Origin of the sequence: Gemmobacter fulvus, assembly GCF_018798885.1 — a bacterium.
GTDB classification, from domain to species: Bacteria; Pseudomonadota; Alphaproteobacteria; order Rhodobacterales; family Rhodobacteraceae; genus Gemmobacter; species Gemmobacter fulvus.
The window spans coordinates 210,527-236,179 of record NZ_CP076363.1 but is presented as its reverse complement, the minus strand read 5'-3'; the positions used below and the strand labels follow the sequence as shown (position 1 = coordinate 236,179).

The 25,653-nt window shown below is 64.9% G+C and carries 21 protein-coding genes; 12 read left to right on the top strand and 9 right to left on the bottom strand.

The genetic code is table 11. From position 1 onward, the window contains the following. Positions 1–8: 8 nt before the first annotated feature. The 4 genes from KM031_RS19585 to KM031_RS19570 all read right to left on the bottom strand — a co-directional run bounded on the left by KM031_RS19585 (position 9) and on the right by KM031_RS19570 (position 4,449). The gene (locus KM031_RS19585; protein ID WP_215505559.1) at positions 9–923 is read right to left on the bottom strand and encodes a 2-hydroxyacid dehydrogenase; all 915 of its coding nucleotides are present in this window, start codon (positions 921–923) and stop codon (positions 9–11) included. Next, entirely contained in the window at positions 923–2,299 is a 1,377-nt protein-coding gene (locus KM031_RS19580; RefSeq protein WP_215505558.1) for an aspartate aminotransferase family protein, read from the bottom strand. Before KM031_RS19580 ends, KM031_RS19585 begins: the two co-directional genes overlap by 1 nt. Positions 2,300–2,324: 25 nt before the next feature. Further along, positions 2,325–3,152: a GNAT family N-acetyltransferase gene (locus KM031_RS19575; RefSeq protein WP_215505557.1), complete on the bottom strand. Its 828-nt coding sequence runs from the start codon at positions 3,150–3,152 to the stop codon at positions 2,325–2,327. A gap of 265 nt (positions 3,153–3,417) precedes the next feature. Beyond that, entirely contained in the window at positions 3,418–4,449 is a 1,032-nt protein-coding gene (locus KM031_RS19570) for a tartrate dehydrogenase (protein ID WP_215505556.1), read from the bottom strand. A 277-nt stretch (positions 4,450–4,726) separates the two neighbouring features. Between KM031_RS19570 and argE the strand changes: the two genes are divergently transcribed. Beyond that, positions 4,727–5,848, top strand: a complete 1,122-nt coding sequence (argE, locus tag KM031_RS19565; protein WP_215505555.1) for an acetylornithine deacetylase — start codon at positions 4,727–4,729, stop codon at positions 5,846–5,848. 21 nt (positions 5,849–5,869) lie between these two features. Here the strand turns inward: argE and KM031_RS19560 are convergent, their stop codons facing one another. Genes KM031_RS19560 through KM031_RS19545 form a run of 4 tightly spaced genes read right to left on the bottom strand, consistent with a single transcriptional unit; the run spans position 5,870 to position 10,477 of the window. Further along, the gene (locus tag KM031_RS19560) at positions 5,870–7,267 is read right to left on the bottom strand and encodes an ABC transporter ATP-binding protein (protein ID WP_215505554.1); all 1,398 of its coding nucleotides are present in this window, start codon (positions 7,265–7,267) and stop codon (positions 5,870–5,872) included. Further along, positions 7,264–8,037, bottom strand: coding sequence for an ABC transporter permease (locus KM031_RS19555; protein ID WP_215505553.1), 774 nt, complete (start codon positions 8,035–8,037; stop codon positions 7,264–7,266). Before KM031_RS19555 ends, KM031_RS19560 begins: the two co-directional genes overlap by 4 nt. Further along, positions 8,034–8,942, bottom strand: coding sequence for an ABC transporter permease (locus KM031_RS19550; protein ID WP_215505552.1), 909 nt, complete (start codon positions 8,940–8,942; stop codon positions 8,034–8,036). The genes KM031_RS19555 and KM031_RS19550 overlap by 4 nt, the downstream gene beginning before the upstream one ends. Positions 8,943–8,953: 11 nt before the next feature. Continuing rightward, the gene (locus KM031_RS19545; RefSeq protein WP_215505551.1) at positions 8,954–10,477 is read right to left on the bottom strand and encodes an ABC transporter substrate-binding protein; all 1,524 of its coding nucleotides are present in this window, start codon (positions 10,475–10,477) and stop codon (positions 8,954–8,956) included. A 365-nt stretch (positions 10,478–10,842) separates the two neighbouring features. Between KM031_RS19545 and KM031_RS19540 the strand changes: the two genes are divergently transcribed. The 7 genes from KM031_RS19540 (at position 10,843) to KM031_RS19510 (ending at position 19,743) form a co-directional block, all read left to right on the top strand. Then, the gene (locus KM031_RS19540; protein ID WP_215505550.1) at positions 10,843–12,384 is read left to right on the top strand and encodes an ATP-binding cassette domain-containing protein; all 1,542 of its coding nucleotides are present in this window, start codon (positions 10,843–10,845) and stop codon (positions 12,382–12,384) included. A gap of 280 nt (positions 12,385–12,664) precedes the next feature. After that, the gene (locus tag KM031_RS19535; protein ID WP_215505549.1) at positions 12,665–13,612 is read left to right on the top strand and encodes a TAXI family TRAP transporter solute-binding subunit; all 948 of its coding nucleotides are present in this window, start codon (positions 12,665–12,667) and stop codon (positions 13,610–13,612) included. A gap of 80 nt (positions 13,613–13,692) precedes the next feature. Next, a complete protein-coding gene (locus tag KM031_RS19530; protein WP_215505548.1) occupies positions 13,693–15,774 on the top strand; it encodes a TRAP transporter permease in 2,082 nt (693 codons plus the stop codon). Then, positions 15,771–16,142, top strand: a complete 372-nt coding sequence (locus tag KM031_RS19525) for a DUF1850 domain-containing protein (RefSeq protein ID WP_215505547.1) — start codon at positions 15,771–15,773, stop codon at positions 16,140–16,142. Before KM031_RS19530 ends, KM031_RS19525 begins: the two co-directional genes overlap by 4 nt. Positions 16,143–16,162: 20 nt before the next feature. Then, positions 16,163–17,911 carry a sensor histidine kinase gene (locus KM031_RS19520; RefSeq protein ID WP_215505546.1) on the top strand — a complete coding sequence of 583 codons (1,749 nt, stop codon included), beginning with the start codon at positions 16,163–16,165 and terminating at the stop codon, positions 17,909–17,911. Positions 17,912–17,913: 2 nt separating this feature from the next. Continuing rightward, on the top strand, positions 17,914–19,218 hold the full coding sequence (locus KM031_RS19515) for a sigma-54-dependent transcriptional regulator (protein WP_215505545.1): 1,305 nt from the start codon (positions 17,914–17,916) through the stop codon (positions 19,216–19,218). A 108-nt stretch (positions 19,219–19,326) separates the two neighbouring features. Beyond that, complete coding sequence (locus KM031_RS19510) at positions 19,327–19,743, top strand: GNAT family N-acetyltransferase (protein WP_215505544.1); 417 nt, start codon at positions 19,327–19,329, stop codon at positions 19,741–19,743. A 48-nt stretch (positions 19,744–19,791) separates the two neighbouring features. On the opposite strand, the gene KM031_RS19505 is transcribed toward KM031_RS19510, so the two are convergent. Further along, positions 19,792–20,415, bottom strand: a complete 624-nt coding sequence (locus KM031_RS19505) for a TetR/AcrR family transcriptional regulator (protein WP_215505543.1) — start codon at positions 20,413–20,415, stop codon at positions 19,792–19,794. A gap of 380 nt (positions 20,416–20,795) precedes the next feature. Here KM031_RS19505 and KM031_RS19500 point away from each other — a divergent pair, with 380 nt between their 5' ends. From KM031_RS19500 to KM031_RS19485, 4 genes are all read left to right on the top strand, one after another. After that, positions 20,796–21,299: an APC family permease gene (locus tag KM031_RS19500; RefSeq protein WP_215505542.1), complete on the top strand. Its 504-nt coding sequence runs from the start codon at positions 20,796–20,798 to the stop codon at positions 21,297–21,299. Continuing rightward, positions 21,300–22,238 carry an APC family permease gene (locus KM031_RS19495; protein WP_215505541.1) on the top strand — a complete coding sequence of 313 codons (939 nt, stop codon included), beginning with the start codon at positions 21,300–21,302 and terminating at the stop codon, positions 22,236–22,238. Between the two features lie 80 nt (positions 22,239–22,318). Beyond that, positions 22,319–24,478, top strand: coding sequence for an oxidoreductase (locus KM031_RS19490; RefSeq protein ID WP_215505540.1), 2,160 nt, complete (start codon positions 22,319–22,321; stop codon positions 24,476–24,478). Positions 24,479–24,480: 2 nt separating this feature from the next. After that, complete coding sequence (locus KM031_RS19485) at positions 24,481–25,587, top strand: aminomethyl transferase family protein (RefSeq protein WP_215505539.1); 1,107 nt, start codon at positions 24,481–24,483, stop codon at positions 25,585–25,587. Positions 25,588–25,653: the final 66 nt, after the last annotated feature.

The window sequence follows — 25,653 nt, the reverse complement described above, 5'->3', positions numbered from 1 at the left end:
GAATGGCCTCAGTAACCGCGGCTGCGGTCAATCTGCCCCGGCACCGGCTGCCCTGCCAGATCGGCGCTGATGGCGGCGATGACATGCCGCGCACCATCGACCGCCCGCGTCTGGCAAGCGATATGCGGCGTCAGGATCACGCGCGGATGCGCCCAGAGCGGATGATCGGCAGGTAATGGCTCTGGCGCGGTCACATCCAGCACGGCGGCAGAAATCTGGCCCGAGTCCAGCGCCTCCAGCAGCGCCACATGATCCAGGTGTTTGCCGCGCCCGGCATGGACCAGCCGCGCGCCGCGCGGCAATTTGGCAAACAGATCGGCGTTCAACATGCCCTCGGTTTCCGCCGTCAGCGGCAACAGGCAGATCAGCAGATCGGTGCGGGCCAGAAACGCCGCCAGATCGGTGAAACACTCCACCCCGTCGATCTGTCGCGCGCTGCGGCTCCACCCGGCCAGCGGAAAGCCGAAAGGTTGAAGCGCCGTCAGCGCGGCCTGACCCAGCTGCCCCAGACCCATCACCCCCACGCGCCGCTCGGCGGCGGGCAGGTTCTTTCCGGCCTGCCACAGCCCCGCGCGCTGCTGGCCCAGATAGGCAGGCAGATCGCGGTGCAGCGCCAGTGTGGCGAGGGTGATATACTCCTGCATCTGCTGCGGAATGCCCGGCTCCAGCATCCGCACCACCCCCACCTCGGGCGGCAGGGCCGCCAGATCGAACTGATCCACACCGGCCCCGACCGAGATGATCAGCCGCAGATTGGGAAAGCGCGCCGCCAGATCCTCGGGCACTGTCCATGTCACCAGATAGCGCACCGCCAGCGGATCGGGCGCCTGCCCGATATGGAAGGGCATGTCGGGCAGGGCGGCAGCAAAGGCCGTCTGAAACACCGCACCGCGCAGGGAATCGGAGAGATACAGAACGGCCATCAGCGCAGCGCCGCCCGCACATCGGCATCTTCCAGCGTCTGGTCCAGTGTCATCCGTGTGCGCTCCACAATCGCGTCGATCTCTGCCTCGGTGCAGCACAGCGGCGGCGCATAGCCCAGCACGCCATTGCCAAAGGCGCGGATTACCAGCCCGTTGTTCCAGGCGCGATCAAAGATGCGCTGTGCGGGCAGGGCGGCGGCGGGCAGCGGCGTCTTCAGCGCCTTGTCGGTGACAAGTTCCACCGCCGCCAGCATGCCGCGCCCGCGCACATCGCCGACCAGCGGATGATCGGCCAGCCCTGCCAGCCCTGCTTGCAGCCGCGCGCCCATCCGGCGCCCGTTGTCCAGCAGTCCGCCTTCATACAGGTCCAGCACCGCCAGCCCCACCGCCGCGCTGACCGGATGCGCCGAATAGGTGAAGCCATGGCCGATGGCCGCCGCCCCCGCATGATCCGCAATCACCTGATACATCCGGTCCGACAGGATCACCGCCCCCATCGGCACATAGCCCGAGGTCAGCCCCTTGGCGCAGGTCAGCATGTCCGGCACGATGCCGTCTTCGGTGCAGGCAAACATCGGCCCGGTGCGGCCAAAGCCGGTGATGACCTCATCCGCGATGAACAGGATGTCCAGCTCGGTGCAGACATCGCGCATCGCCTTCATCCAGCCCGCAGGCGGCACCAGCACGCCGCCCGACCCCTGGATCGGCTCTGCATAGAAGGCCGCGACCCGGTCCGGCCCGCCGACCTCGGCCACCTTGGCGCGCAGCTGCGCCACCGACGCCGCGGTGACCGCCGCGGGATTACTGCCCGCCGGGTTGCGATAGGTGTAATGCGACGGGATCTTGTGCTGCCAGTCCATCGGCAGGCCGAAGCCTGCGTGGAACACCGGCAGCGCCGTCAGCCCCGCCCCCACGGTGGACGACCCGTGATAGCCCTGCTCCAGCGAGAGGAACTGATCCTTCTGCGGCAGTCCCCGCGCGTTCCAGTAATACCGGGCAAAGCGCACGGTGCTGTCGACGGCATCCGATCCGCCAAGGGTGAAATAGACATGGTCCAGATCGCCCGGCGCATGGTCGGCCAGCCGCGCCGCCAGCCGGATCGGCGGTTCCGACCCCAACCCGAAATAGCCGGTGGCATAGGGCAGATCGCGCAGCTGCCGGGTGGCAGCCTCGATCACGCTGTCTTGCCCGTAGCCGGCATTCACGCACCACAGCCCGGCAAAGCCGTCGATCAGCGTCTGGCCAGCGGCATCGGTGACCGTGGCGCCTTTGGCCGAGGTCAGCATCCGCACCCCGGCCTTTTCATGCCCGCGCCATGAGGCGACAGGGTGAACCAGATGGGCGCGGTCAAGTTCGATCAGGGAATTGGCAAGCATGTGTCAGTCTCCGGGGGAAAAGGGGTCAGCCGAGCGCCTGTGCGGCCAGCGCAAAGACGGTGGCAGAGGGGGAGGGGGCCGCCGCATCGCCGCGCCGCATGGCAACGCCACCGCCGACATGGGCCAGCCCCTGCGCGGTCAGCCAGGGCGAAAGCCCCGTCGCCGCCGTTGTATCAACGCGCAGAAAGCTGCCGCTGCGTTGGGCAAAGAAGAAGGACAGCAGCCGTTGTGCCTGCGCGGCATCGCGGGTGATGACCGGCCCCACCACCTCTCCTCGGCCAAAGGCGCGCAGCGCGGCATAGCCCGTCAGCGCGGATCCCGCGCGAAGCACCGCAATCCGGCCTTCGGCCATCAGCAAGGTGAGCAGGCTGCTGCGGTCCGCCCCGTTCGCCTGCCGGTCCAGTGCCACGATGGCGGGCAGATCGGCGGCATCCGCCCAATCCACGCCATCGGGCATTGCATGGGGCCCGACCGTGCCCTGATGCTGCAACACCCGCCCCGTTTCCCGGAACCCCAGCTTTTCATACAGCGGCAAGCCATCTTCGGTCGCCACGAGCCGCCATTCGGGCACATCAATCCCGGCCATCATCCGCTCCATCAGGCTGCGCCCAAGGCCGCGTCCGCGGATCCTGGCATCGACGATGATCATATTGGCCATGCCCACCGCGCCAAAGGGCGTGGCCAGCGCCGTGCCCACCACCAGATCCCCGGCCAAGGCCACAACACCATGGCTGATCTGGTGCAGCAGCCGCCAGTCCTCTCTCCGATGGGGCCAGACAGCCTCGCGCGACAGGCGCAGCGCACCGTCCAGATGGGTGGCGGAAAACGGGGCGAAGGTGAGGGTGTCGGTCATCTCGGTCCTGCGGAACTTTCAAACATGCTGCCAGATTAGGCGCTGTTGCGACGCAAGTGCTTCGGCAGAACCTGCTGCGGCACAATCTTCCGCCGTTCCGCCCCCGGCTGACCGCAGGATGTGCCACGCGCGTCCGGCACTGCTCCCCAGCCGCCCCGCCAGAATCGCGGCACCGGAATTGCGGAGGGTCATCAAAAACTTTGCCCCGCTGCCCGGCAGGATGTGCCGGGCAGCGGGGCGTGTGTCGGGCGGGCTGGCGGTGCGTTCAGTCCAGCGCGGCCAGAACGGCGGCTGTGATCACCTCTGTCCGATCCTGCCCCGGCACGGTGCCGATGCCCTGCGCGGTGGTTGCCTCGACCGCCGCCATGATCCGCGCCGCCGCATCCGCCGCGCCCAGATGATCCAGCATCATCGCGGCAGACCAGATCGCGGCAATCGGGTTTGCCACGCCCAGATGTGCGATATCGGGGGCCGATCCATGCACGGGTTCAAACATCGACGGCGCGCTGCGGGTGGGGTTGATATTGGCCGAGGCGGCAAAGCCCAGCCCGCCCTGAATGGCCGCGCCCAGATCGGTCAGGATATCGCCGAACAGGTTGGAGGCTACCACAACATCCAGTGTTTCCGGGGCCATCACCATCCGGGCGCAGATTGCGTCGACATGGTAATGGCTGACCTCGACATCCGGGTAGTCGGCGGCGATCTGATGGGTCAGTTCATCCCAGAACACCATCGAATATTTCTGCGCATTCGATTTTGTCACCGACGCCAGCTTGCCCCGCCGCTTGCGCGCCTGTTCAAAGCCAAAGCGCAGGATGCGCTCCACGCCCACTCGGGTGAAGATCGAGGTTTCCACCGCCACCTCATCCGGCGTGCCCACATGCACGCGGCCCCCGGCACCGGAATATTCGCCTTCGGTATTTTCGCGGATGCACAGGATGTCAAAACCCTGCTTGCGCAGCGGGCCTTCCACGCCGGGCAAAAGCCGGTGCGGGCGGATATTGGCATATTGGACAAACGCCTTGCGGATCGGCAGCAAAAGCCCGTGCAGCGACACCGAATCCGGCACTTTGGCGGGCCAGCCCACTGCGCCCAGAAAAATCGCATCAAACCCGCGCAGGGTGTCGATGCCGTCTTCGGGCATCATGCGCCCGGTTTGCAGATAATGTTCGCAGGACCACGGAAAGGTGACACAGTCGAGCAGGCCGGGCGCGGCCTTCTGTGCCACCTGAAGGGCGGCTTCGGTGACGGGAAGGCCAATGCCATCTCCGGGGATCAGGGCGATACGATAGGTCATGTCTACCTCACAGATGGATCAGCATATTTTGCGGTCAGCATAGCGGCAGGGCCTCCGCAGATTGCATCGGGGGCCGGGGCCGCGCAGTGGATTATTCTGATTGTTCGGGCCGCTGCACAATTCCCTGTGGCGGGTAAGGTGGTCGGGCCGCCCCGCCTTCGAGCCTTTTGTCTGAGCGGCGCCGCATCGCGGCAGGGAATTGTGGGCCGGGCGCGCGGTTCGGCACAATCTGCCTGACCAGATCGGGATGATGGGCCAAAGCCCACAGGAGCCTGCCATGACGCCCGAAGCCATCCTTTCAGATCTCGTTGCCATTGCCGATCTGCCCGGTGCCTCCAACGCGCGGATGGCCGCCTGCATCCGGGATCATCTGGCGCGGCTGGGGGTCGAATGTGCGGTGCTGCCGGGGCCAGAGGGCGACCGGGTGAACCTGTTCGCCACCCTCGGTCCGCGCGATGTGCCTGGTTATGTGCTGTCTGGCCATATGGATGTGGTGCCGACCGAGGGGCAGATCTGGAGCAGCGATCCGTTCCGGCTGCGGGCCGAGGGCGGGCGGCTTTACGGGCGTGGGGCCACTGACATGAAGGGCTATCTGGCCTGTATGCTTGCCATGGTGCCGGAGTTTCAGGCGATGGGCCTTCGCCGTCCGATCCATCTGGCGTTTTCCTATGATGAGGAAATCGGCTGTCGTGGCGTGGGGCATATGATCGCGCGTCTGCCCGATCTTTGTGCGCCGCCGCTGGGCTGTATCGTGGGTGAACCATCGGACATGGTCCCGGTGCTGTCGCACAAGGGCAAGCAGGCGGTGGAACTGCGGATCGAAGGGCAGGCCGCGCATAGCTCGCAGCCCGATCTGGGGGTGAACGCGATCTATCCGGCGGCGGAACTGCTGCTGTTCATCCGCGATCTGGCGGCGCGGCTGGCCGCCGAAGGCCCGTTTGACGCGCGGTTCTCGCCGCCCTGTTCCACCGTGGTGGCGGGCGTGGTGCAGGGCGGGGCTGCGGTGAACATCATCCCGGACCGCTGTGCCATCCAGATGGAGGTGCGCTCGGTGCCGGGGCAGGCACCGCAGGACATTACGGCGCAGGTTCTGGCGCGGCTTGCGCAGCTTGAGGGGGTGCGCGTGTCGCATCGCGAGCTGAGCAGTTACCCCGCGCTGCCGCCGCCCGAGGATCGGGCGCTGGCCGATCTGATGGAACGGTTGACCGGCAAACCGGCGCTGCAATCGGTAAGTTATGGCACCGAGGCGGGGCTGTTTCACGCGGCGGGCGTGCCGTCGATCATCTGCGGCCCGGGCTCGATCAGCCGGGCACATCGGCCGGATGAATATGTGACGGTGGCAGAGCTGACGGAATGTTGCGCCCTGCTGCGCAGGCTGGGGCAGACAGCGGCGGGCTGACCCCGCCGCCCACCGCCATCCTCAGGCCGCTGTGGCCTGATCGTGGTCCAAGGTGATGACCCGGTCGCAGGTGGCGCGCAGCAGCGATTGATCGTGGCTGACCAGAACAATCGCCATGTGCCGCTCCTCGGCGATCTCGGTCATCAGGCGGATGGTTTCGGCCTGCGTCACCGGATCAAGGCGCGAGGTCGGCTCGTCCGCGAACAGCATCACGGGATCAAGCAGCAGGGCGCGCAGCAACGCGATGCGCTGCAATTCACCGCCCGACACCGCCGAGGGCAGCCGGTCCAGGATGTCTGCCGACAGATTGAGGCGGTTCAGCAGCAGGGCAATGCGGGCAGGCGCGATCCCATGGCGCAAGATCAGATCCTCCAGCCCCTGTGCCAGCGTGATGCGGGCCGGGAAGGCGGCGGGTGGGTCTTGCCAGAGCTTCTGAAAGCGCAGGCGCGGGATTGCCGGGTCACGCCAGAGGTCGCCCTGATGCGGCAAAAGCCCCAGAAGCGCATTGCCAAGGCTTGATTTGCCACAGCCGGAGGGGCCGGAAATGCCCAGAATCTGCCCGCGCGACAGGGTAAAATCCATCGGCTGAAACAGGCGGCGGCCATTGCGCGCCACGGTCAGACGCGCCGCGCGCAGCAGATCGGTAGTAGGGGCCGCCGGTTTGCGGGCGGGCCAATGCGCGGGGTCAGCGGCGAGCAAGGCACGGGTATAGGGATGTTCGGGTGCGGCAAACACCCGGGCCGCCGGGCCACGCTCCACCACACTGCCGCCCTGCATCACCAGAATTTCACCGCCCAGACCGGCGGCCAGCGTCAGATCGTGGGTGATGGTCAGCAGGCCGCCCTCGGCCAGACTCTGCCGCAACAGCGCCAGCACATCATCGCGCCGATCGGCGTCCAGCCCTTTGGTCGGTTCATCCGCCACGGTGATCCGGCCCCCGCCCGCGCGGGCGGCGGCGAAGGCGAGGCGTTGCGCCATGCCCCCCGACAATTGCCAGGGAAAGCGGTCTTGTGCCGTGCCCAACCCCAACCGGTCAAGGTCTCTTGCCGCGCGCTCGCTTGGATTGGCGGCCCCCGCGACCAGCTCATGGCTTTCGGCCACCTGCGCCATGCCGCGCATCAGCGGGTCCAGCGCCAGCCACGGCTCTTGCGGCAAAACCGCGATGCGGCGGCCCCAGAGCGGGCGGCTGCCCTGCGGCTTTGCCGGATCGAAGCGATCCTCGCCCACCTGCAACCGCCCGGAGGCCACCAGCCCCTTGGGCAGGGTGCCGAGGATGGCCTGAGCCAACAGGCTTTTGCCCGATCCGCTTTCGCCCAGAATGGTGACGGCCTCGCCCTTGGGCAAAGAAATGGAGACTGGATCCACCAGACACTCTGCCCCGGCCCGCACGGTGATGTCTGTCGCGCTCAGCAGGGTCATTTGCGGGCTCCGGCAATCAGGTTCAGGGACAAGAGCAGCAGGAAGCAGGCCAGCACGGGTTGCAGCAGGGCAAAGGGCGCCTCGCGCCAGCTGGGCAGCAGTTCAACCATCATCAGCCCCAGTTCGGGTGTGGGCGCGCGCATGCCGACGCTGACAAATCCAAGCGCCGCGATGGCGGCAATGGCATTTGCCACGCCAAAGGCCATGGCGGTGCGCAGCATCGGCCCGATCTCGGGCCAGAGGATGCGGCGAAAGATCCAGAGCGGGCCAAATCCTTGCAGGGTTGCCGCTTCGACCGCCGGGCTGGCCAGATGGCTGCGCGCGGCGGCGCGGGTCAGGCGGAAGAACTCGATCCATTGCACCGCCGCCAGACCGGCCCAGAAGGCCAGCGCTGTGGCGGGCAGGATCACGCCCATCATCAGGATCATCAGCAGTGCAGGCAGCGCCAGCACGCTATCGGCCAGCAAGCACAGCGCGCGGTCGATCCAGCCGCCGCGCCAGCTTGCCAGCGCGCCGAGCGCGATGCCGATCAGCGCCGCCGTGGCGGTGGCGGCAAAGGCCAGCATCAGCGACAGCCGCAACGCATGGGCCAGACGCGCAAAGATCGACCGGCCCAGATGGTCATAGCCAAAGGGCGCCGCCGCATCGGCCCCCGAAAGCGCCTTCAACAGCGATTGTTTGAATGGCCCGACCGGATCTACCAGCGGGGCCAGCAGGGCAAAGGCCAGCAAAAGCGCCAGCATGGCCCAGCCAAAACGGGAAAGCGTCATGCCTGCACCTCGCGCGGGTCGATGCGGCGGGCGATCAGATCGACCAGCGCGTTCAGCACCACAAACCCGAGGCCCATCACCAGGGCCGTGCCCTGCACCATCGGCACATCGCGGTGAAACACCGCATGGATCAGCGCATGGCCGATGCCCGGCCAGCCGAAAATCGTTTCAACCACCACCACGCCTTCGGCCAGCAGCACGAATTGCAGCCCCAGATAGGTGACGACCGGCGCGCCGATGTTGCGCAAGCCGTGACGCCGCAGGATCTGGCCATCGCTCAGGCCCTTGGCGCGGGCAAAGGCATAGAACGGGCTGGTGGCCACGCCCGCCATCGCATCGCGTGTGATCCGGGCCGAGGCGGCAGCAAGGCCGAGGGCAAGGGTCAGGGCGGGCAGGATCAGATGCGCCGGGCTGCCATGGCCCGCCGAAGGCAGCAGCCGCAGTTGCACCGCCAGCACCACGATCAGCACCAGCCCCAGCAGAAATTGCGGCACCGCCCGAAACCCCGCCGCCACCACCAGCAGCATCCGGTCAAAGAGGCCGCCCGCGTGCAAGCCGGCATAGATCCCCAGAGGCGGCCCGATCAGCAGCGACAGGCCAAGTGCCACCGCCGCCAGTTGCAGGCTCGCCCCCATCTGATGCGCGATCTCGTCCCAGACCGGCTGGCCAGAAACGAGCGAACGGCCCAGATCGAACCGCGCCAGATCGGCCATCCAGTGCAGGAATTGCACCACAGGCCCCGCCTCCAGCCCCAGTTCGCGGCGCACGGCATCGGCAAGATCGGCGCTGACCAGATCATAGCCATAGCGCGCCGCTGCGATCCGATACGCCATGTCACCCGGCATCGCCTGCATCATCAGAAATGACATCACGCCGACGACAAGCGCCACGCCCGCCGCCTGCATCAGGCGGAAGGCTATGGCGTGCAGAGCCGGTTTAATTCGGCAAACTCCGCCGATTTCAGGCCATAGGTGCGCTCATAGGGGTCGATGACGATGCCCTTGACGCTGTGCGAGACGGCGGCGGTCTGCTGATACCACGCAATCGGCAGCACCGGCAGTTCGGCCTGCAACGTGGCGGCAAGCGCGGATTTTTCTGCGTCAGATCCGCCCTCGGCGGCCATTTTGCGCACGGCGGCGGTGAAAGCGTCATTCTCCCAGCCCATCGCGCCCCAGTCGCCCCCCGGCGCATAATCCTGCATGAAGGTGCCGACGGGATCGGGCACCAGCCCGAAATTGCGGGCAAACAGCGCCATTTGCAGCGTGCCCGCCGCGTGTTTGGCCGGAATCTCGGACGAATTGGTCGCGTTGATCGTGACGGCAATGCCCACCTCGCGGAACAGTTGCTCCAGCACGGCGGCGGTCAGCGGCAGTTCGGCCCGGTCGGGATAGGTGAGCAGTTCCACCGTAAAACGCTGGCCGTCCTTTTCCAGAATACCATCGGCACCGGGCAGCCAGCCTGCGGCGGCAAAGGCCGCTTTGGCGGCCTCGGGGTCATGGTCCAGCGGTGGCAGGTCGGCATTGTGCCAGCCGCCCACGGCGGGCGGCAGCAACTGGCTGGCCGCCGCCGGATAGCGCAGCACGGCCTGCGCCAGCCCGGCCCGGTCGATGGCCAGCGACAGCGCCTGCCGTTCTTCCACCGTGTCGAAAAACGGCAGGGCGGTGTTCAGCTTCAGCAGCAGGACACGCGGCATCGCCACAGAGTGCACCGCGACACCCGCCACTGATTGCAGCCGCGTGACCGAGGCAGGATCAAGGTTCACCACCAGTTCGGCATCCCCGGCCTCGGCCATCAGCGCCCGGGTCTCGGCGCGGGTGGCGCTGGTGTAATGCACGGCGGGCACTTTGGCCGCTCCGCCCCAATAGGCGTCAAACCGTTGCGCCTCCAGCGTCATCGGTGGCTCCAGCTTGGTCACCCGGAATGCGCCGGTGCCGATCACCGCAGTGACGGAACCATCGGCAGCATAGGCCGAGGGGGCAAGAATGCCGGTGCGGTATTCGGCCAGAAAGGCGGGCAGGGCGGCAAAGGGTTCCGACAGGGTGATGACCACATCCGTGCCTTCGGCGGTGATGGCGTTGATCGGTGCCTTGGCGAGAATGCCTTCCTTGGCCTTGGAGCGATTCAGCGCAAAGGCGGCCGCCTCGGCGGTCAGCGCGCTGCCGTCATGGAACTGCATCCCCTGCCGGATATGGAACTTCCAGACCAGCTTGTCCGCCGATACGGTCCAGCCATCGGCCAGACCCGGCAGCAGGGCACCGCTGGTATCGGCATTCACCAGCGTTTCCATCACATCCATCTTCAGGAAAATGTCGCCCGACAATACGGGGTCCGCGCCCTTGATTTCAAACGGCGCGGCAACATCCAAAGCGGCGGTATCTGCAAGCGCGGCCTGCGGGATCAGGGCGCCCGTCAGCAGCAGGGTGGCGATGGAACGACGCATGAAGATATCCGTTACGTTATAAAATAACGCTCATTTAGCGACAGAGATTTCTGACTGCAAGACAGGATCGTCGTGATCGGCGGGGACAGGTGCGGCTGGTGCCGGGAACCTGCGGCCACGCTATGCCAAAATGCGAGGGCCGCCGCAGGCCGCCATTGCCAAATCGCGTCTTGCCCCGTAACCTTGGCCAATCGGATCTAACCGGAGGGAGGAAGCCGATGCTGCATCAGTGCTTCCACAACCGCAACTGTGGTCCTGTCTTTGCCCCGCGCCTGACCTCGCGGGGCTGACCGGGACCAAATTCGTCTCATCGTCAGCCTTCTCCGGCGTGTTCTTGCACGCCTGCCTGATCTGATGAGACTTCCATGACCCTGATTGCCGTCAAAGACCTGTCGCTGACCCGTGGCGCATCGCTGTTTGCGGGCCTGACCCTGACCATCGCCAAAGGCGACCGCATCGGTTTGATCGCGGCCAATGGGCGCGGCAAATCCTCGCTGCTGCGCATCCTGACAGGGGTGGAGGCGGCGACGGCGGGCACCGTCACCCGTGCGCGCGGCCTTGTTGCCAGCCTTGCCCCGCAAGAGGTGCCGGACCATCTGCTGTCGCTCACCCTTCATGCGGCCGTTCTGGACGCGCTGGACCCGGAGACAGCCGAGACCGAAAGCTGGCGGGTCGATATCATCCTTGATGATCTGGAGGTCGATCCCGCGATGCGGGGCAGGCGGGTTGCAGACCTTTCTGGCGGTTGGCAGCGTGTCATGCTGCTGGCCCGCGCCGGGATTGTGGAACCGGATGTCTTGCTGCTGGATGAGCCGACAAACCACCTCGATCTTGGGCGGATCGCGGTGCTGGAGCGGTTCCTTGCCGCCTTGCCGCGGGATTGCGCGGTTCTGGTGGCCAGCCACGACCGCGCCTTTCTGGATGCTGCCTGTCGGCGCTCGTTGTTTCTGCGCCCGAAAGACAGCGCGGATTTTGCCCTGCCCTATGCGCGTGCACGGCTGGCGTTGGACGAGGCTGACGCTGCCCGCGACCGGCAGTTCGACAATGACATGCGCAGGGTCAAGGCGCTGCGGCAGCAGGCGGTCAAGCTGAAGAATATCGGCGTCAATTCCGGCTCCGATCTGCTGCTGGTCAAAACGAAACAGCTGATCGACCGGGCCGACCGGCTGGAAGACGAGGCCCGCCCCGCGCATCACGAGGCCTCTGCGGGGGTGATCCGCCTCGGCAACAGCGACAGTCACGCCAAGGCGCTGATGACGATTGGCGACACCACGCTTGCCACGCCGACGGGGCGGGCGCTGTTCCGCACAGGCAAGTTCTGGATCGAAAAGGGCGACCGGATCGCAGTGCTTGGCGCGAATGGCACCGGCAAGACTGTGCTGGCCCAACGGCTGCGCGCGGCCTTGGATGGCGGCGACCCTGCAATCCGGGGCGCGGCCAGCCTGATCCTTGGATATTCCGATCAGGCGCTGTCGCAACTGGCATGTTTTGCAACGCCGTGGGATGCGGTGAAGCAGAGCAGTGACCTGACTGACCAGCTGGCGCGCAGCGCGCTGGCCGGGGCCGGGATAGCTATTGATGCGCAGACGGCGCCGCTTCTGCGGCTGTCGGGCGGGCAGCGGGCGCGGCTGGCGATGCTGCTGTTGCGGCTGGCGCGCCCGAACTTCTACATTCTGGACGAGCCGACCAACCATCTCGACATCGAGGGGCAAGAGATGTTGCAAGCCGAACTGACCCGGCCGGGGGCTGCCTGCCTGTTGATCAGCCATGACCGCGCCTTTGTCCGGGCGGTGGCCACGCGCATCTGGTCAGTCGAAAAGGGCCGGTTGGTCGAGGTGGCCGAGGCGGATCCGGTCTTTGATCGGCTGATGAACGGGGGACACCTCGGGGGGGATCGGGGGGGATGATTTGCCACGCTCTGTCGTGCGATCCGATTGGTCGGGATGTGACGGAGGATGCGCAAGCGTCGGGCCTGAGCCTTGCCACCCCTGCCGCAGGGGCCGGATCAAAACAGCCATATTTTTCAATGCCCTGAAGGAGGTCTGGCGGAACTTCGCTTCGCGTCTGGCGAAAGCCTGCCGTGAAACTTGGGACGGCAGGCCAAGCAAGATTGACGCATTTCCGCCTTTTGCCCATCGATCAAAGGCGCCCACGAGGAGGTGGGACAGATCACGTTCGGGAGGACACATGACATTTCGCATCACGCTTGCGACCGCATTCGCCTGTGCAATCGCCATCAGCGCACCCAAAGCCGAGGCGGAGCAGTTCATCAACGTGCTGACGGGCGGCACTTCGGGGGTGTATTACCCGCTGGGGGTGGCGCTGTCTGACATTTACGGCAAAGGCATCGAAGGGGCGCGCACGCAGGTGCAGGCGACCAAGGCCTCGGTCGAGAACCTGAACCTGATCGAACAGGGCAAGGGCGAGATTGCCTTCACGCTGGGCGATGCGCTGGCGCTGGCGTGGGAAGGCAACGTAGAGGCGGGCTTCAAGACCCCGCTGAAAAAGCTGCGCATCGTCGCGGCGATCTATCCCAATTATGTGCAGATTGCCGCCCTGCAGGAAGCGGGCGTGACCACCATCGCCGACATGAAGGGCAAGACCCTGTCGGTGGGTGCGGCCAAATCGGGCACCGAGCTGAATGCGCGGGCCATTCTGGGGGCGGCGGGGCTCAGCTATGACGATCTTGCCAAGGTCGAATACCTGCCCTTCGCGGAATCGGTCGAGTTGATGAAGAACCGCCAGCTGGAGGCCACGCTGCAATCCTCGGGGCTTGGCAATGCCGCGATCAAGGATCTGGCCTCCAGTCAGGCGATCAGCATCGTGTCGATCCCGGCTGAGGTCGCCACGGCCATGGGCATGCCCTATATGCCCGCGACGATCCCGGCAGGCACCTATCAGGGGCAGGATGGCGATGTGGCCACGGTGGCTGTGGGCAATTATCTGGTGACCAGCGAGGATGTGCCCGAAGAGGTCGTCTATCAGATGACCAGGCTGATCTTCGAAAATCTGGACGTGCTGAAGGCCGCGCATAGCGCCGGGGCAGACATTTCGCTGGATAAGGCGGCCAAGAACCCGCCGGTGCCGCTGCATCCGGGGGCGGAGCGCTTCTATCGTGAACAGGGCAAGCTCTGATCCAGCGCCGATTGACAGCGGCGAAAGCGGGCGGCCTCTTGGTGGCCGCTCCTTTTGATCCACCGGGGAGAAAATCCGATATGACCGATACGACCATGGCACCGGCCGCAGATGCCGTGCATGACCCGCTGGGCGAGGGTTTTCCGTCCGGACTGATGGGCCGGGCGCTGTTCTGGCTGGCCGTCGTCTTTTCACTGTTCCAGATCGCGACAGCGGCGCATCTGATCGACATGCCCAGCCAGATTGCCCGGGCGCTGCATGTGGGCTTTCTGATGGCGCTCGGCTTTCCGCTGCTGGCGATGGTGAAGACCCAAAACCCGATGGCACGGGCTGCGGTCTTTGCGCTGGCATTGGCGGGGGTGGCGGTCGCGCTTTATCAGACCTTCGACTATACCGACCTGCTGCTGCGCGCAGGCGATCCGCTGCCGCGCGACATCTGGTTTGGCGTGGTGGCGCTGGTTGCGGTGTTCGCGGCGGCCTGGCTTCTGATGGGGGCGGTCCTGCCGATCATCACCGGCCTGTTTCTGGCCTATGCGCTGTTCGGGCAATACCTGCCGTCGCCACTGAACCATCGCGGCTATGACTTTTCGCAGGTGGTCGAACATCTGGCCTATGGCACGGAAGGCATCTACGGCATCCCGATCTATGTGTCCTCGACCTATATCTTCCTGTTCATCCTGTTTGGCGCCTTTCTGGAAAAGGCCGGGATGATCCGGCTGTTCACCGATGTATCGCTGGCGGCTGTGGGGCATATGACCGGCGGGCCTGCCAAGGTGGCGGTGCTGTCCTCGGGGTTGATGGGCACGATCTCGGGGTCGGGCGTGGCCAATGTGGTGACGACGGGGCAGTTTACCATCCCGCTGATGAAGCGCTTCGGCTATCGTCCGGCCTTTGCTGGCGGGGTGGAGGCGACGGCGAGCATGGGCGGGCAGATCATGCCGCCGGTGATGGGGGCCGTGGCCTTCATCATGGCCGAAACGCTGGGCGTGCAATATATCGAGATCGTCAAGGCGGCGCTGATCCCGGCCATCCTGTATTTTCTGGGCGTGTTCTGGATGGTGCATCTGGAGGCCGGAAAACGCGGGTTGCGCGGCCTGTCGCGCGAGGCCTTGCCCTCGGCCCGCAAGGCGCTGCGCGAGGGCTGGTATCTGCTGCTGCCGCTGGGCGTTCTGGTCTGGCTGCTGTTTTCGGGCTTCACGCCGCTTTATGCGGGCACCGTGGGGCTGGCGCTGACCGTGCTGTTGATTCTTGGCGGGTCGGCGGTGCTGGGCCTGCCCGAGGGGGTGCTGCGGATCATCTTCTGGATCGGGCTGGGCCTGATTTCGGCGGCGTTCTTCAAGCTGGGGATCTGGGTGATCCTCGCGGCACTGCTGGCCCTCGGGGCGGTGGCGCTTGCCAGCAAGGGCGGGCGCGAGACGCTCGGCATCTGCCGCGACAGTCTGGCGGATGGCGCACGCACCGCGCTGCCGGTGGGCATCGCCTGTGCGCTGGTCGGGGTCATCATCGGGGTGATGACCCTGACGGGCGCGGCAAACACCTTTGGCCAGTTCATCGTGGGTGTGGGCGAAAGCTCGTTGTTCCTGTCGCTGGTGCTGACCATGATCACCTGCCTGATCCTTGGCATGGGCATCCCCACGATCCCGAATTACATCATCACCTCTTCCATCGCAGGGCCGGCCCTGCTCGCGCTGGGGGTGCCGCTGATTGTCAGCCATATGTTCGTGTTTTACTTCGGCATTCTGGCGGATCTGACGCCGCCGGTTGCGCTGGCCTGTTTTGCCGCGGCCCCCATCGCCAAGGAAAGCGGCCTGAGGATCAGCCTTGAGGCGGTCAAGATCGCGGCGGCGGGTTTTGTCGTGCCCTTCATGGCGGTCTATTCACCCGCGCTGATGCTGCAAGACGGCGGGTCGATGGCGGCGGCGGTCGGATATTGGCCCGCCGTGGCCTATATCACGATCAAGGCCATCATCGCGCTGGGTCTGTGGGGTGTGGCGGTGATCGGCTGGTTGGGGCTGCGGCTGGCCCTGTGGCAACGCGGCCTGGCGATGGTTGCGGCGTTCAGCCTTGTCGCCGCATTGCCGCTGACTGACGAGATCGGCCTCGGCCTGTTCGTGGTGTTCGGCGGCATGGTGTGGTTGCAGGCGCGCAAGGTTCCGGCATGAGCCTCGCCTCCTGCCTGATGGCGGGGGCGCTGACGCTGGCGCTGCCGCCGGATGGCACCTTCCGCCTGCACTGGACCCATTCGGTCGAAAAGACCGAATGGCGCGAGGATTGGCGGCGGGTGCAGGGCGGCTTGCGGCTCGAACGCGCGGCGGTCAAAGGCTCGGGGGCCGGGATGGAACCCGGCCCCGACGCGCGGCTGATCGACGGCTGGCTGATCTGGACCCCGCAGGCGGCGACGGTTTCCAGCCTTGCCATAGCCGCCTCGGGCATGACAGCCTCAGGGTGGACGCTGTGTGCAGGCGAAACCTGCCAGGTGATTGGAGAAACAGCCGGGGGCGCGGTGATCCTGCGCCCCTGCGAGCCGTGATCGGAAAGGAGCCAGACCGGATGCCGGGCCGTTCAAGGATCGTTTGGCCCGTCATCGTGCTGGCGGCACTGGTTTCCGGCCTGCTGGCCTGGCATATGGCGTTTGGCGGGCTGATGACCCGGCTGGATCAAAGCCTGATCCTGTCGCGCCACGCGCTGACCCTCGAAATCGAAAGGTTCCGCTATCTGCCTGCCGTCGCGGGCGAGGATGCGCGCATCCGTGCCGCCTTGCAGATACCGGAGGACCGGGGCGCGATCACCGCCGCAAACAGCTATCTGGAAACGCTGGTGCAGACCTCGGGGGCGACGCATCTTTACCTGCTGAACCGCGAGGGTGTCACCATCGCGGCCTCGAACTGGAACCTGCCGGAAAGTTTTATCGGCGAGGATTACAGCTTTCGCCCCTATTTCAAGGATGCCTTGGCGCAGGGCAGCGGGGCCTTTTATGCCATTGGCGTCACGACCAAACTGCCCGGCTACTTTCTGTCGGCGCGGGTGATCTTGTCGGATGGCACGCAGGGGGTTGTCGTGGTCAAGATCGACCTCAGCCCGCTGCAGGAGACCTGGAGCCGGGCCGAACAGGATACCGTCGTGACCGATGCCGATGGCGTGATCTTTCTGGCCTCGGATCCAGACTGGCTTTACCGCCCGCTCACATCCTTGTCGGGCGAGGTGCTGGCGCGGCTGGACCGGCAGCAAACCTATTCGGGGGCAGATATCGGCGCGGCGGTGCCGCTGATGCAGGGGGCCCTGGGCCTGATCCGGGGCAAGAACAACCGCATGTCGGCCAGCCGTCTTGCGGTCTTCGGGCAGGGCTGGCAGGTGCTGGCGGCCACGCCGGTTGTGCCTGCGGCGGGAATCGCGGGGCTGGGCGCGGCCTTGGGTGGGCTGGTTGCCGCGATGGGGCTGGGCCTTGCCAAGATCCGGCGTCAGCGCCGGGCGCTGCTGGAACTGGAGCGCCACCAGTCCGCGATGCTGGAGCGCCGGGTGGCAGAGCGCACCGCAGCGCTGAACCATGAGGTCGAGGCGCGGCGCAAGACCGAGGCCGAATTGCGGGCAGCGCAGGAAAGCCTGATCCAGAGCGAGAAAATGGCCGCCCTGGGCCGCATGTCCACCGCCATCGTGCATGAGATCAGCCAGCCGCTTGCCGCGATGGAGGCCACCTTGCTGACTGCCGTCATGCTGGCCGAGGCCCCTGCGCCCGAGGCGACAGCCCGGATTGAAACCGCGCGCGGGCTGGTGCGGCGGATGCAGCGCACCACCAAACGACTGAAATCCTTTGCCCAGAAAGAGGCCACCGCCACCGAACCTGTCGATCTGCTGTCGGTCATCGAAGAGGCGATGGAGGTCGTTCACCCAAGGGCAAAGGCGGCAGGGATCATGCCGAAACTGCTGCCGGTCCCGGTATCGTGCAAGGTTCAGGCCGGGCGGGTGCGGCTGGAACAGGTTCTGGTGAACCTGCTGGTGAATGCGTTGGATGCGGTGGAAGGACGGGTGGGCGCGCAGGTGGAGGTCAGCCTTGAGCTGTCGCCGGATGAGGCCCGCATCATCGTGGCCGACAACGGCCCCGGCATTGCCCCGGAGGTGCGAGAGCGGGTGGCAGAGCCGTTCTTCACCACCAAGTCGAAAAGCGAAGGGCTGGGCCTTGGTCTGGCGATTTCCACGGAAATCATTGCGTCATTCGGCGGGCAGATCGACCTTGATCCGCATGAGGGCGGCGGGCTTTGTGCCATCGTGCGCCTGCCGCGCCCGAAACCGGAGGAGCGCTGAGCATGGCCCTGATCCATGTCGTTGATGATGATGCCGATCATCTGGCTGCGCTGTGTGATCTGTTGCAGGCGCGGGGCTATGCCGTGGCGGGCTTTGCCTCGGCCGAATCCGCCTATGCCTGTGCTGCGACGCCGGATCTTGTGCTGTCGGATCTGCGGATGCCGGGGTGGGACGGGCTGGATCTGCTGGGCCATCTGCGCGCGCGTCATCCCGATCTCGCGGTGGTTCTGCTGACCGGACATGGCGATGTGCCACAAGCGGTGCGGGCGATGCGGCTGGGGGCCGAGGATTTTCTGGAGAAACCCTATGACGGCGCCCATCTGATCGCCGTCGTCGAACGGGCGCTGCGCAATGCGGCGACGCGGGCCGAAGTGGCGCGGCTGCGCCACGAGCTGACCCGCCGCTCCGAGGCGACATTGCTGGGCCAGTCCGCCGCGATACAGGCGCTGCGGGCGCGGATTGCCGCCCTTGCGCCGCTGGCCATCGACATTGTGGTGTCCGGTGAAACCGGCACCGGCAAAGAGCTTGTGGCCCGCGCGATCCATGACAGCAGCTCGCGGCACGGCGGGCCCTTCGTCGTGATCAATTGCGCCGCCCTGCCCGAAGCCCTGTTCGAGATCGAGATGTTCGGCCATGTTGCCGGGGCCTTCCCCGGCGCGGCCGACAAGCCGGGCAAGCTGGAGGCGGCCACGGGTGGCACGCTGGTTCTGGATGAGATCGAGGCGATGCCCCATGCCGTTCAGGGCAAGTTCCTGCGCGCGCTGGAAGAGCGTGGGGTGGTGCGTCTGGGTGAAAATCATCTGCGCCCCTTGGACTTGCGGCTGATCGCGCTGACGCGCGCCGATCTGCGCAGCCTGACGCTGGACGGAACCTTCCGCCCCGAGCTCTATTTCCGCATCACGGGCAGCGGCATCCAGATGCCGCCGCTGCGCGAAACGGGTCAGGACATCCCGTTGATCTTCACGCATTTCGTGGCCGAGGCCGCGCGACGTGCCGCAAGGCCGGTTCCAACCATTGACTATGCGCTGCGCCAGCGGCTGATGCGCCGTCCCTGGCCTGGCAATATGCGTGAATTGCGCGCGGTTGCCGAGCGCTTCGTGCTGGACATCGAACAGCCCGACCTGGCCGCCGCCCCGCCGATTTCGCAGGAAACACTGGCCGAGCGCGTGGCCGCCTTCGAGGCGCGCGAGATCCGCAGCACGTTGGAACGCTGTCGCGGCAATACCGAACGTGCGGCGCAGGTGCTGGGCATGGCGCGTCGGACCCTGAATGACAAGATCCACCGCTATGGCATCCGAGTGGAGTGACCCCTGTGGTCTGCCAGACATTGAGCGGGGCGCTCTGGAAGTCCAAGGCCCGGCAAGATAGCCTGATCTGGCCGGGGTGCCCGGCAGATCACGCAAAGAGATGCCAGCATGACCAAAGACGCCTATCAGACCATCGCCCGCACCCCGACCGTCAGCGAATATCTTCACCTGCGGTCGCGTGCCGGGCTCAGTGCCTTTTCAGAGGCGGCCGCGACGAAAGGGCTGGCGGGAACGATCTTCGCCGTGGTTGTCGAACAGGATGGCACCGCCATCGGCATGGGGCGGCTGGTCGGGGATGGCGGCTGTTTCTTTCAGGTTGTTGATATTGCCGTCGATCCCGCGCATCAGGGCAGGGGCCTCGGCAAGGCGATCATGGCTGCCTTGACGGCGTTCATGGCGGATAAGCTGCCGCCCTCGGCCTATGTCAGCTTGATCGCAGATGTTCCGGCGCAGGAACTTTACAAGCAATTCGGCTTTCAGGAAACGGCGCCGCGGTCGCTGGGAATGGCGCGCCGGGCCGGATAATCCGCGACCGCCAGATCATCACCTGCGCGGCGGCTGTGGGACAAAAGGTCAGGATGGCGCAACGGCTGTCTTGAAATAGGCAACCGCCAGCGCCTTCAGTTCCGCAATCAGACGGGCCTGTTCGGCAGGTTCTGCCTTGACGGCCCGGTCGAACAGCACGATGGCGCAATCGCCGAAAACCGAATGCATCCGCTGCCAGTCGGCGAATGACCCCTTGATGTTCCAGACGGCCATGAAGGGGCGAAGCGCCTCGGCAACGTCCTGACTGCTTTGGCTGTATTCGGCATAGAGAACCGGGTTCAGCACGAAGATGCCTTGCAGCGCGCGTGCGCCGCGATTGGTGCTCCAATCCTCGACAGAGCTTTCGATCATCGCCGGGATGACACGCTCAAGCGGCGCATCCGGTGGCATGGACGCGATCACCTTGCGGATCGATTCGGTCTGTTGCTCGATGAATTTGATGCCGAGGTAGCAGATAAATGCCTCACGGTTCGGGAAGTATTTGTAAAACGTCGAGATATTGACCCCGGCCCGCGCAACGATGGCATCCGTTGTCAGACCTGCAATGCCCAGTTCGACCAGAGTCTCGGTGCCGGCCTCGACCATTTTGCGAAACTTGACCAGCGCGCGTTCCTGTTGCGGGCGGACCAGCAAGACATCTTCCGGTTTCATCTGTGCGTCCTTTGTTACGGCACCCTAGCGCCTTTCTTGCCCATGCGAAACCGGAAAACGCAGGTGCTTCTTCTGTGCAACCATCTGAATATATTGACAATAAAACGTCCAATCTGGTGCGCAGTCTGCGAGCCTTTTCCAAAGGATAGGATGGGACCTCCAAAACGCAAGTAATACTTGACTTATTTGGGCCGCGCGACATGATGGGCGTCATCGGGGGGCTGCCCCTGCGTCCAAGTCCCCTCAATACCCATCCTCCGAGATATCCGATGATGTCCCGGCGAACCTTGGTTCGTCCGCTGTTGGCATGTCGGTCCGGCAAACGAGTTGGGACAGGGAAAGACGTCAAGAAAGACAAAATGCGAACAGGGAAAACGCACATGGATCACTCCAACTCACCGCAGGCGCATAGCCTCAAGAAAAACGCGATAGGCCTTGGATTGCTCGTATTTCTGGTGATTTCGGCGGCCGCGCCGCTGACCGGAATCGCCGGGGCGATCCCGATTGCCATGCTGCTGGGCAATGGTGCGGGCATTCCGGGCACGTTCATCCTCATGTCGGTCATTCTGGCGATCTGGGCCCTGGGCTTTGTCGCGCTGGCGCGGCGGATCCGCAATGCCGGGGCGTTCTATGCCTATAGCGCGCGCGCCCTTGGCGGGCGTTTCGGGGGCGCCATCGCGCTGATTGCCGTGCTGGCCTACAATGCGATGATGGTTGGCCTGCTGGGCCTGCTGGGTGGGGCCGCCGCCGGGGTGTTTGGCCAGTTCGGTGTGAACCTGCCCTGGTGGGTCTGGAGTCTGATCGCCACCGTCCTGATCGGTATTCTGGGTTACAAGGAGGCGGAGCTATCGGCGAAAGTCCTGATGGTTCTGGTGGCGCTTTAGGTGCTGATCGGCCTCGTCGTGGCCTTTGCAATCCTGTTCAAGGGCGGGGCGGGGGATCTGACCTACAATATTCTGGACCCCGGCCTGATCTTTGTCGGCGGTGGAACCGTAGCCGCAATCCTGTTCACCTTCGGGTCGTTCATCGGCATCGAAGCAACCGCGATCTATGCGGAAGAGGTTCGGGACGCGGATCGCACGGTGCCCAAGGCCACCTTTGTTGCGATTTTCCTGATCGGGCTTTTCTACTCTTTCACGACCTGGACCATGGTGGTCGGCACGGGTGTCGATGCGCTGGTGCCTGCAATCGCAGCACTGCCGGATCCGACATTCTATCTGTTCAGCCTGGCGGAGCGGTATGCAGGTGGCACCGTGGCGATGGTGTTGGGCCTGCTTCTGGTCAGCTCGGTCTTTGCGTCGGCGCAGGCGATGCACAATTTCATTGCCCGCTACTTCTATGTCACGGGGCGGGAAGGCCTGTTGCCCGGCTTCATGGGGATCACCCATGCGACGTATCAAAGCCCGCATGTCGGCTCGATCGTGCAGACTGTGCTGGCGGTCATCGTGGTGATCTTCTTTGCGGCGATGGGGCTTGATCCTGTTCTGAACCTCTTCACCTGGATCGCGCAGGTTAGCGTGCTGGGCGTGCTGACCATGATGGCAATCACCTCCTTTGCGGTCCTGGCCTATTTCCGCAAGGCACCCGATGCCGAACCGGCATGGCGCGTGTTCCTTGCGCCGCTGGTGTCGGGGCTGATCCTGGCGGCGATGGCGACCTATACCCTGATCGGCTTTGGACCGGCGACCGGAACCGTTGCGCCGCTCTCGTATATCCTGCCGGGCCTTGTGCCGCTGTTCGGGGTGGCAGGTTATGTCATCGCTGGCAAGCTGGAAAAATCCGATCCGCAGCGGTTCGCCAATATGGGTGCCAACCGCGCGTGACCCACTGTTTGACGGGGCGGCGCAGCTAACGCCCCCCGCACCCCCCCAAACCTCAAAATTCCTGATCGAAAGGCAATCACATGACTCGTGATCCCAGACATGACATCCTTTTTGAACCGATCCAGATCGGACCAAAGACATTGCGCAACCGCTTCTGGCAGGTGCCGCATTGCAATGGCGCGGGGTCGGACCGGCCCGGTTTTCAGGCCATGCACCGGGGAATGAAGGCGCAAGGCGGTTTCGCCGCCGTCTTTACCGAGGTCTGCATGGTGGCGCCGGACAGTGACTCGATGCCCTGGGTCGGATCAAAGCTGATTGATCAGGGCGATATCCAGAACCTGCGCCTGATGACAGACGAAGCGCATCGGCATGGCTGTCTGGCCGGGGTGGAGCTGACCCACGGATCGAGCTTCTGCTTCAATGCCGAAACCCGGATGCCGAACCGCGCCCCCTCGCAGATTCCGAACGAGATGGAGGGCATGTCCAGCGCCCGCGCCATGTCGCATAGCGACATCCGCAAGATGCAGCGCGATCACGTGGATGCGGCGCTTCGGGCGCGCGAGGCGGGTTTCGATCTGCTCACGGTGTTCTGCGGCCTTGCCACCGTGCCGAATTACTTCCTGTACCCGTGGAACAACAAACGCACCGACGAATATGGCGGCAACTTTGAAAACCGGGCGCGCTTCACGGTTGAACTGATGCAGATGCTGAGGGAAGAGATCACGGATTGCGCCATCGGCATCCGCTTCCCGATCGACACGCTGGATGCCCCCTTCGGCTATGGCGATCTGGGCATCCGGGCCGAGGAGGAGGGCATGAAGTTCGTGGCCCTGCTCGATGATCTGGTGGATTATTGGGACATCAACATCGGCACGCTGAACTGGGGCGAGGATGCCGGATCGTCGCGCTTTTTCGAGGCCAACCACGAAGCCCCCTATACCCGTCACGCCAAACAGGTTTCCAAGAAACCGATCATCAACGTCGGTCGGTTCACCGACCCGGATGTGATGGTCAAGGCGATCACCTCGGGCCAATGCGACATCATCGGCATGGCGCGCCCCTCGATTGCTGATCCGTTCCTGCCGAACAAGATCAAGGAAGGCCGCTACGAGGATATCCGCGAATGTATCGGCTGCAATGTCTGCGTCAGCCGCTGGGAAAAGGGCGGCCCGCCGATCTGGTGCACGCAGAACACGACGGCGGGCGAAGAATACCGGCGCGGCTGGCACCCCGAGATCTTCGTGCCGACCCGCAACGCAGAGCCTGCCGTAATGGTGATCGGCGCTGGCCCCGCCGGGCTGGAATGTGCGATGGTTCTGGGCAAGCGCGGCTACGAGACGGTGCAACTGGTCGATGCGCAACCGGCTGTCGGCGGGCATCTCAACTGGGTGACACAACTGCCGGGCTTCGGCACCTGGAAACGGGTGACCGACTGGCGCAAGACCCAGCTGTCGCTGCACACGCATGTCGGCATTGAACTGAATACCAGACTCGGCATCGACGATATTCTGAACTACGGCGCGCAGCATGTGATCTTTGCGACCGGCTCCAGCTGGGACACCACGGGGATGAGCGGGCCGATCCATGATTACATCCGGGGGGCGGATGCCTCGAAACCGGAAATCGTGACACCGGACCAATATGCCCGCGATGGCAAACCCGTAGGCAAGCGGGTCGTGGTGATTGACCATGACGCCTATTACATGGGCTCCGCCGTGGCCATCGACCTCGCCCAGAAGGGCCATGAGGTGGTTTATCTCACGCATAACGAAAGCGTCGGCCCCTATCTGCGCTACACTCTGGAAGAGCAGCGCGTGCACATGAAGCTGATGGAGCTGGGCGTCGAACTGCTGCCGCTGCAATTCGCCGTTTCCGTCGAAGGCGGCAAGGTGACATCCGTGAACAAATGGACCGCCGAAGAAACTGAAATCCCTTATGATTCCGTTCTGATGGTGACCTATCGCAAATCGGAATGCGCCCTCTATGACCAGCTTCAGGCGCAGCCGGAACGGCTGAAAGAGGCGGGCATAACCTCGATCCATCTGATCGGTGACGCCCATACCCCGGGCATGATCGCGCAGGCCACCTTCTCGGGGGCGCGACTGGCGCGGGAATTCGACACCGAAGACCCGGACACCCACCAACCGTTCATCCGCGAGCGTCGTCTCGTCGGGGCAACGGAAGACGATTACCAACTTGGGGCAAGAACCCTGTCGATGGCGATGGCCAGAGGGAAATGAACATGAACCTTCCAGAAAATCTGAAGCCGACCCCGCTCGCGCCGCTTTATGGCGAGGGCGTGGTGGAATGGATGGATGTCTTTGGCTTTGCCATCCCGGTCACTTGGGGCGATCCGGCAGCGGAATATCGCGCCATCCGCGAGGATGTGGCGGTGATCGAATTCTCGATGCTGCTGAAATATGACGTCACCGGGCCGGGGGCCGCCGATTGCGTGAACCGGGTGTTTTCGCGCGATGTCACGGCGATGAAGCTGGCGCGTGTGGCCTATGGGGTGGTGGTCAGTGCCGAAGGGCACATGATCGACGATTGCACCGTTTTTTACCACGGGCCGGAGCGGGTCATGGTGATGGGGGCCAATCCGCGGCTGGGTGAGGATCTTACCGCAGCGGCAGGCCCCACAGCCACGGTGCGGGAATGTCGCGCCGATTGTGCGCAGGTTTCGGTTCAAGGGCCGAAATCCCGCGCCTTGCTGCAAGCGCTGACCGAGGTGGATCTGTCCAATCAGGCTTTGCCCTATTACGCCTTCTTCACCAACGCGCCGATTGCGGGCATCCCGATGCAGATCAGCCGGTTGGGGTTTACCGGCGAGCTGGGCTACGAGCTGCTCTTGCCTGCCGCGGCAACGCCCCGGCTGTGGTCTGCGCTCAGGGAAGCGGGGCAGCCGCTGGGTCTGCGCCCTGTCGGGGCGGCGGGTCTGATGACCGCCCGGATCGAAGCCGGGCTCATCATGGGCGGGCTGGAATATGATGAACAGTCGACCCCATGGGAATGTCGCATGGGCTGGGCGGTTGATCTGAGCAAGCCAGACTTTCAGGGCAAGGCGGCGTTGATCGCCTCAAAGGCCAAACCGGCCCGCACAGTCGTCTCGCTTGCCTTTCCCGAAGGCAGCGAAGGGCTGGATGGCGCAGAGCTGACCGTGGCCGGGCGCGCTGTCGGGCAGATCAGCATGGCCGTTCCATCGCCTGCCTTGCAGGGACAGATGCTGGCGCTGGCCCGGATCACGCCGGATTTTGCCGCCACTGGCACCACTGTCAGCGCCGCCGGGGTGGCGGGCACGGTGGTTGGCATGCCCGTCCACGACCCGGAGCGCCGCCGCACGCGCGGATAGGCCGTGCAGCACGGCGTCGGGCACTTCCGCCAACGCCCCGATCACTCCGAGGGCTGGCCTGTGCAA

Bases quoted from the DNA above. Each gene is read 5' to 3' on its own strand.
- KM031_RS19585 (WP_215505559.1), bottom strand. From the start codon at position 923: ATGGCCGTTCTGTATCTCTCCGATTCCCTGCGCGGTGCGGTGTTTCAG.
- KM031_RS19580 (WP_215505558.1), bottom strand. From the start codon at position 2,299: ATGCTTGCCAATTCCCTGATCGAACTTGACCGCGCCCATCTGGTTCAC.
- KM031_RS19575 (WP_215505557.1), bottom strand. From the start codon at position 3,152: ATGACCGACACCCTCACCTTCGCCCCGTTTTCCGCCACCCATCTGGAC.
- KM031_RS19570 (WP_215505556.1), bottom strand. From the start codon at position 4,449: ATGACCTATCGTATCGCCCTGATCCCCGGAGATGGCATTGGCCTTCCC.
- argE (WP_215505555.1), top strand. From the start codon at position 4,727: ATGACGCCCGAAGCCATCCTTTCAGATCTCGTTGCCATTGCCGATCTG.
- KM031_RS19560 (WP_215505554.1), bottom strand. From the start codon at position 7,267: ATGACCCTGCTGAGCGCGACAGACATCACCGTGCGGGCCGGGGCAGAG.
- KM031_RS19555 (WP_215505553.1), bottom strand. From the start codon at position 8,037: ATGACGCTTTCCCGTTTTGGCTGGGCCATGCTGGCGCTTTTGCTGGCC.
- KM031_RS19550 (WP_215505552.1), bottom strand. From the start codon at position 8,942: ATGCAGGCGGCGGGCGTGGCGCTTGTCGTCGGCGTGATGTCATTTCTG.
- KM031_RS19545 (WP_215505551.1), bottom strand. From the start codon at position 10,477: ATGCGTCGTTCCATCGCCACCCTGCTGCTGACGGGCGCCCTGATCCCG.
- KM031_RS19540 (WP_215505550.1), top strand. From the start codon at position 10,843: ATGACCCTGATTGCCGTCAAAGACCTGTCGCTGACCCGTGGCGCATCG.
- KM031_RS19535 (WP_215505549.1), top strand. From the start codon at position 12,665: ATGACATTTCGCATCACGCTTGCGACCGCATTCGCCTGTGCAATCGCC.
- KM031_RS19530 (WP_215505548.1), top strand. From the start codon at position 13,693: ATGACCGATACGACCATGGCACCGGCCGCAGATGCCGTGCATGACCCG.
- KM031_RS19525 (WP_215505547.1), top strand. From the start codon at position 15,771: ATGAGCCTCGCCTCCTGCCTGATGGCGGGGGCGCTGACGCTGGCGCTG.
- KM031_RS19520 (WP_215505546.1), top strand. From the start codon at position 16,163: ATGCCGGGCCGTTCAAGGATCGTTTGGCCCGTCATCGTGCTGGCGGCA.
- KM031_RS19515 (WP_215505545.1), top strand. From the start codon at position 17,914: ATGGCCCTGATCCATGTCGTTGATGATGATGCCGATCATCTGGCTGCG.
- KM031_RS19510 (WP_215505544.1), top strand. From the start codon at position 19,327: ATGACCAAAGACGCCTATCAGACCATCGCCCGCACCCCGACCGTCAGC.
- KM031_RS19505 (WP_215505543.1), bottom strand. From the start codon at position 20,415: ATGAAACCGGAAGATGTCTTGCTGGTCCGCCCGCAACAGGAACGCGCG.
- KM031_RS19500 (WP_215505542.1), top strand. From the start codon at position 20,796: ATGGATCACTCCAACTCACCGCAGGCGCATAGCCTCAAGAAAAACGCG.
- KM031_RS19490 (WP_215505540.1), top strand. From the start codon at position 22,319: ATGACTCGTGATCCCAGACATGACATCCTTTTTGAACCGATCCAGATC.
- KM031_RS19485 (WP_215505539.1), top strand. From the start codon at position 24,481: ATGAACCTTCCAGAAAATCTGAAGCCGACCCCGCTCGCGCCGCTTTAT.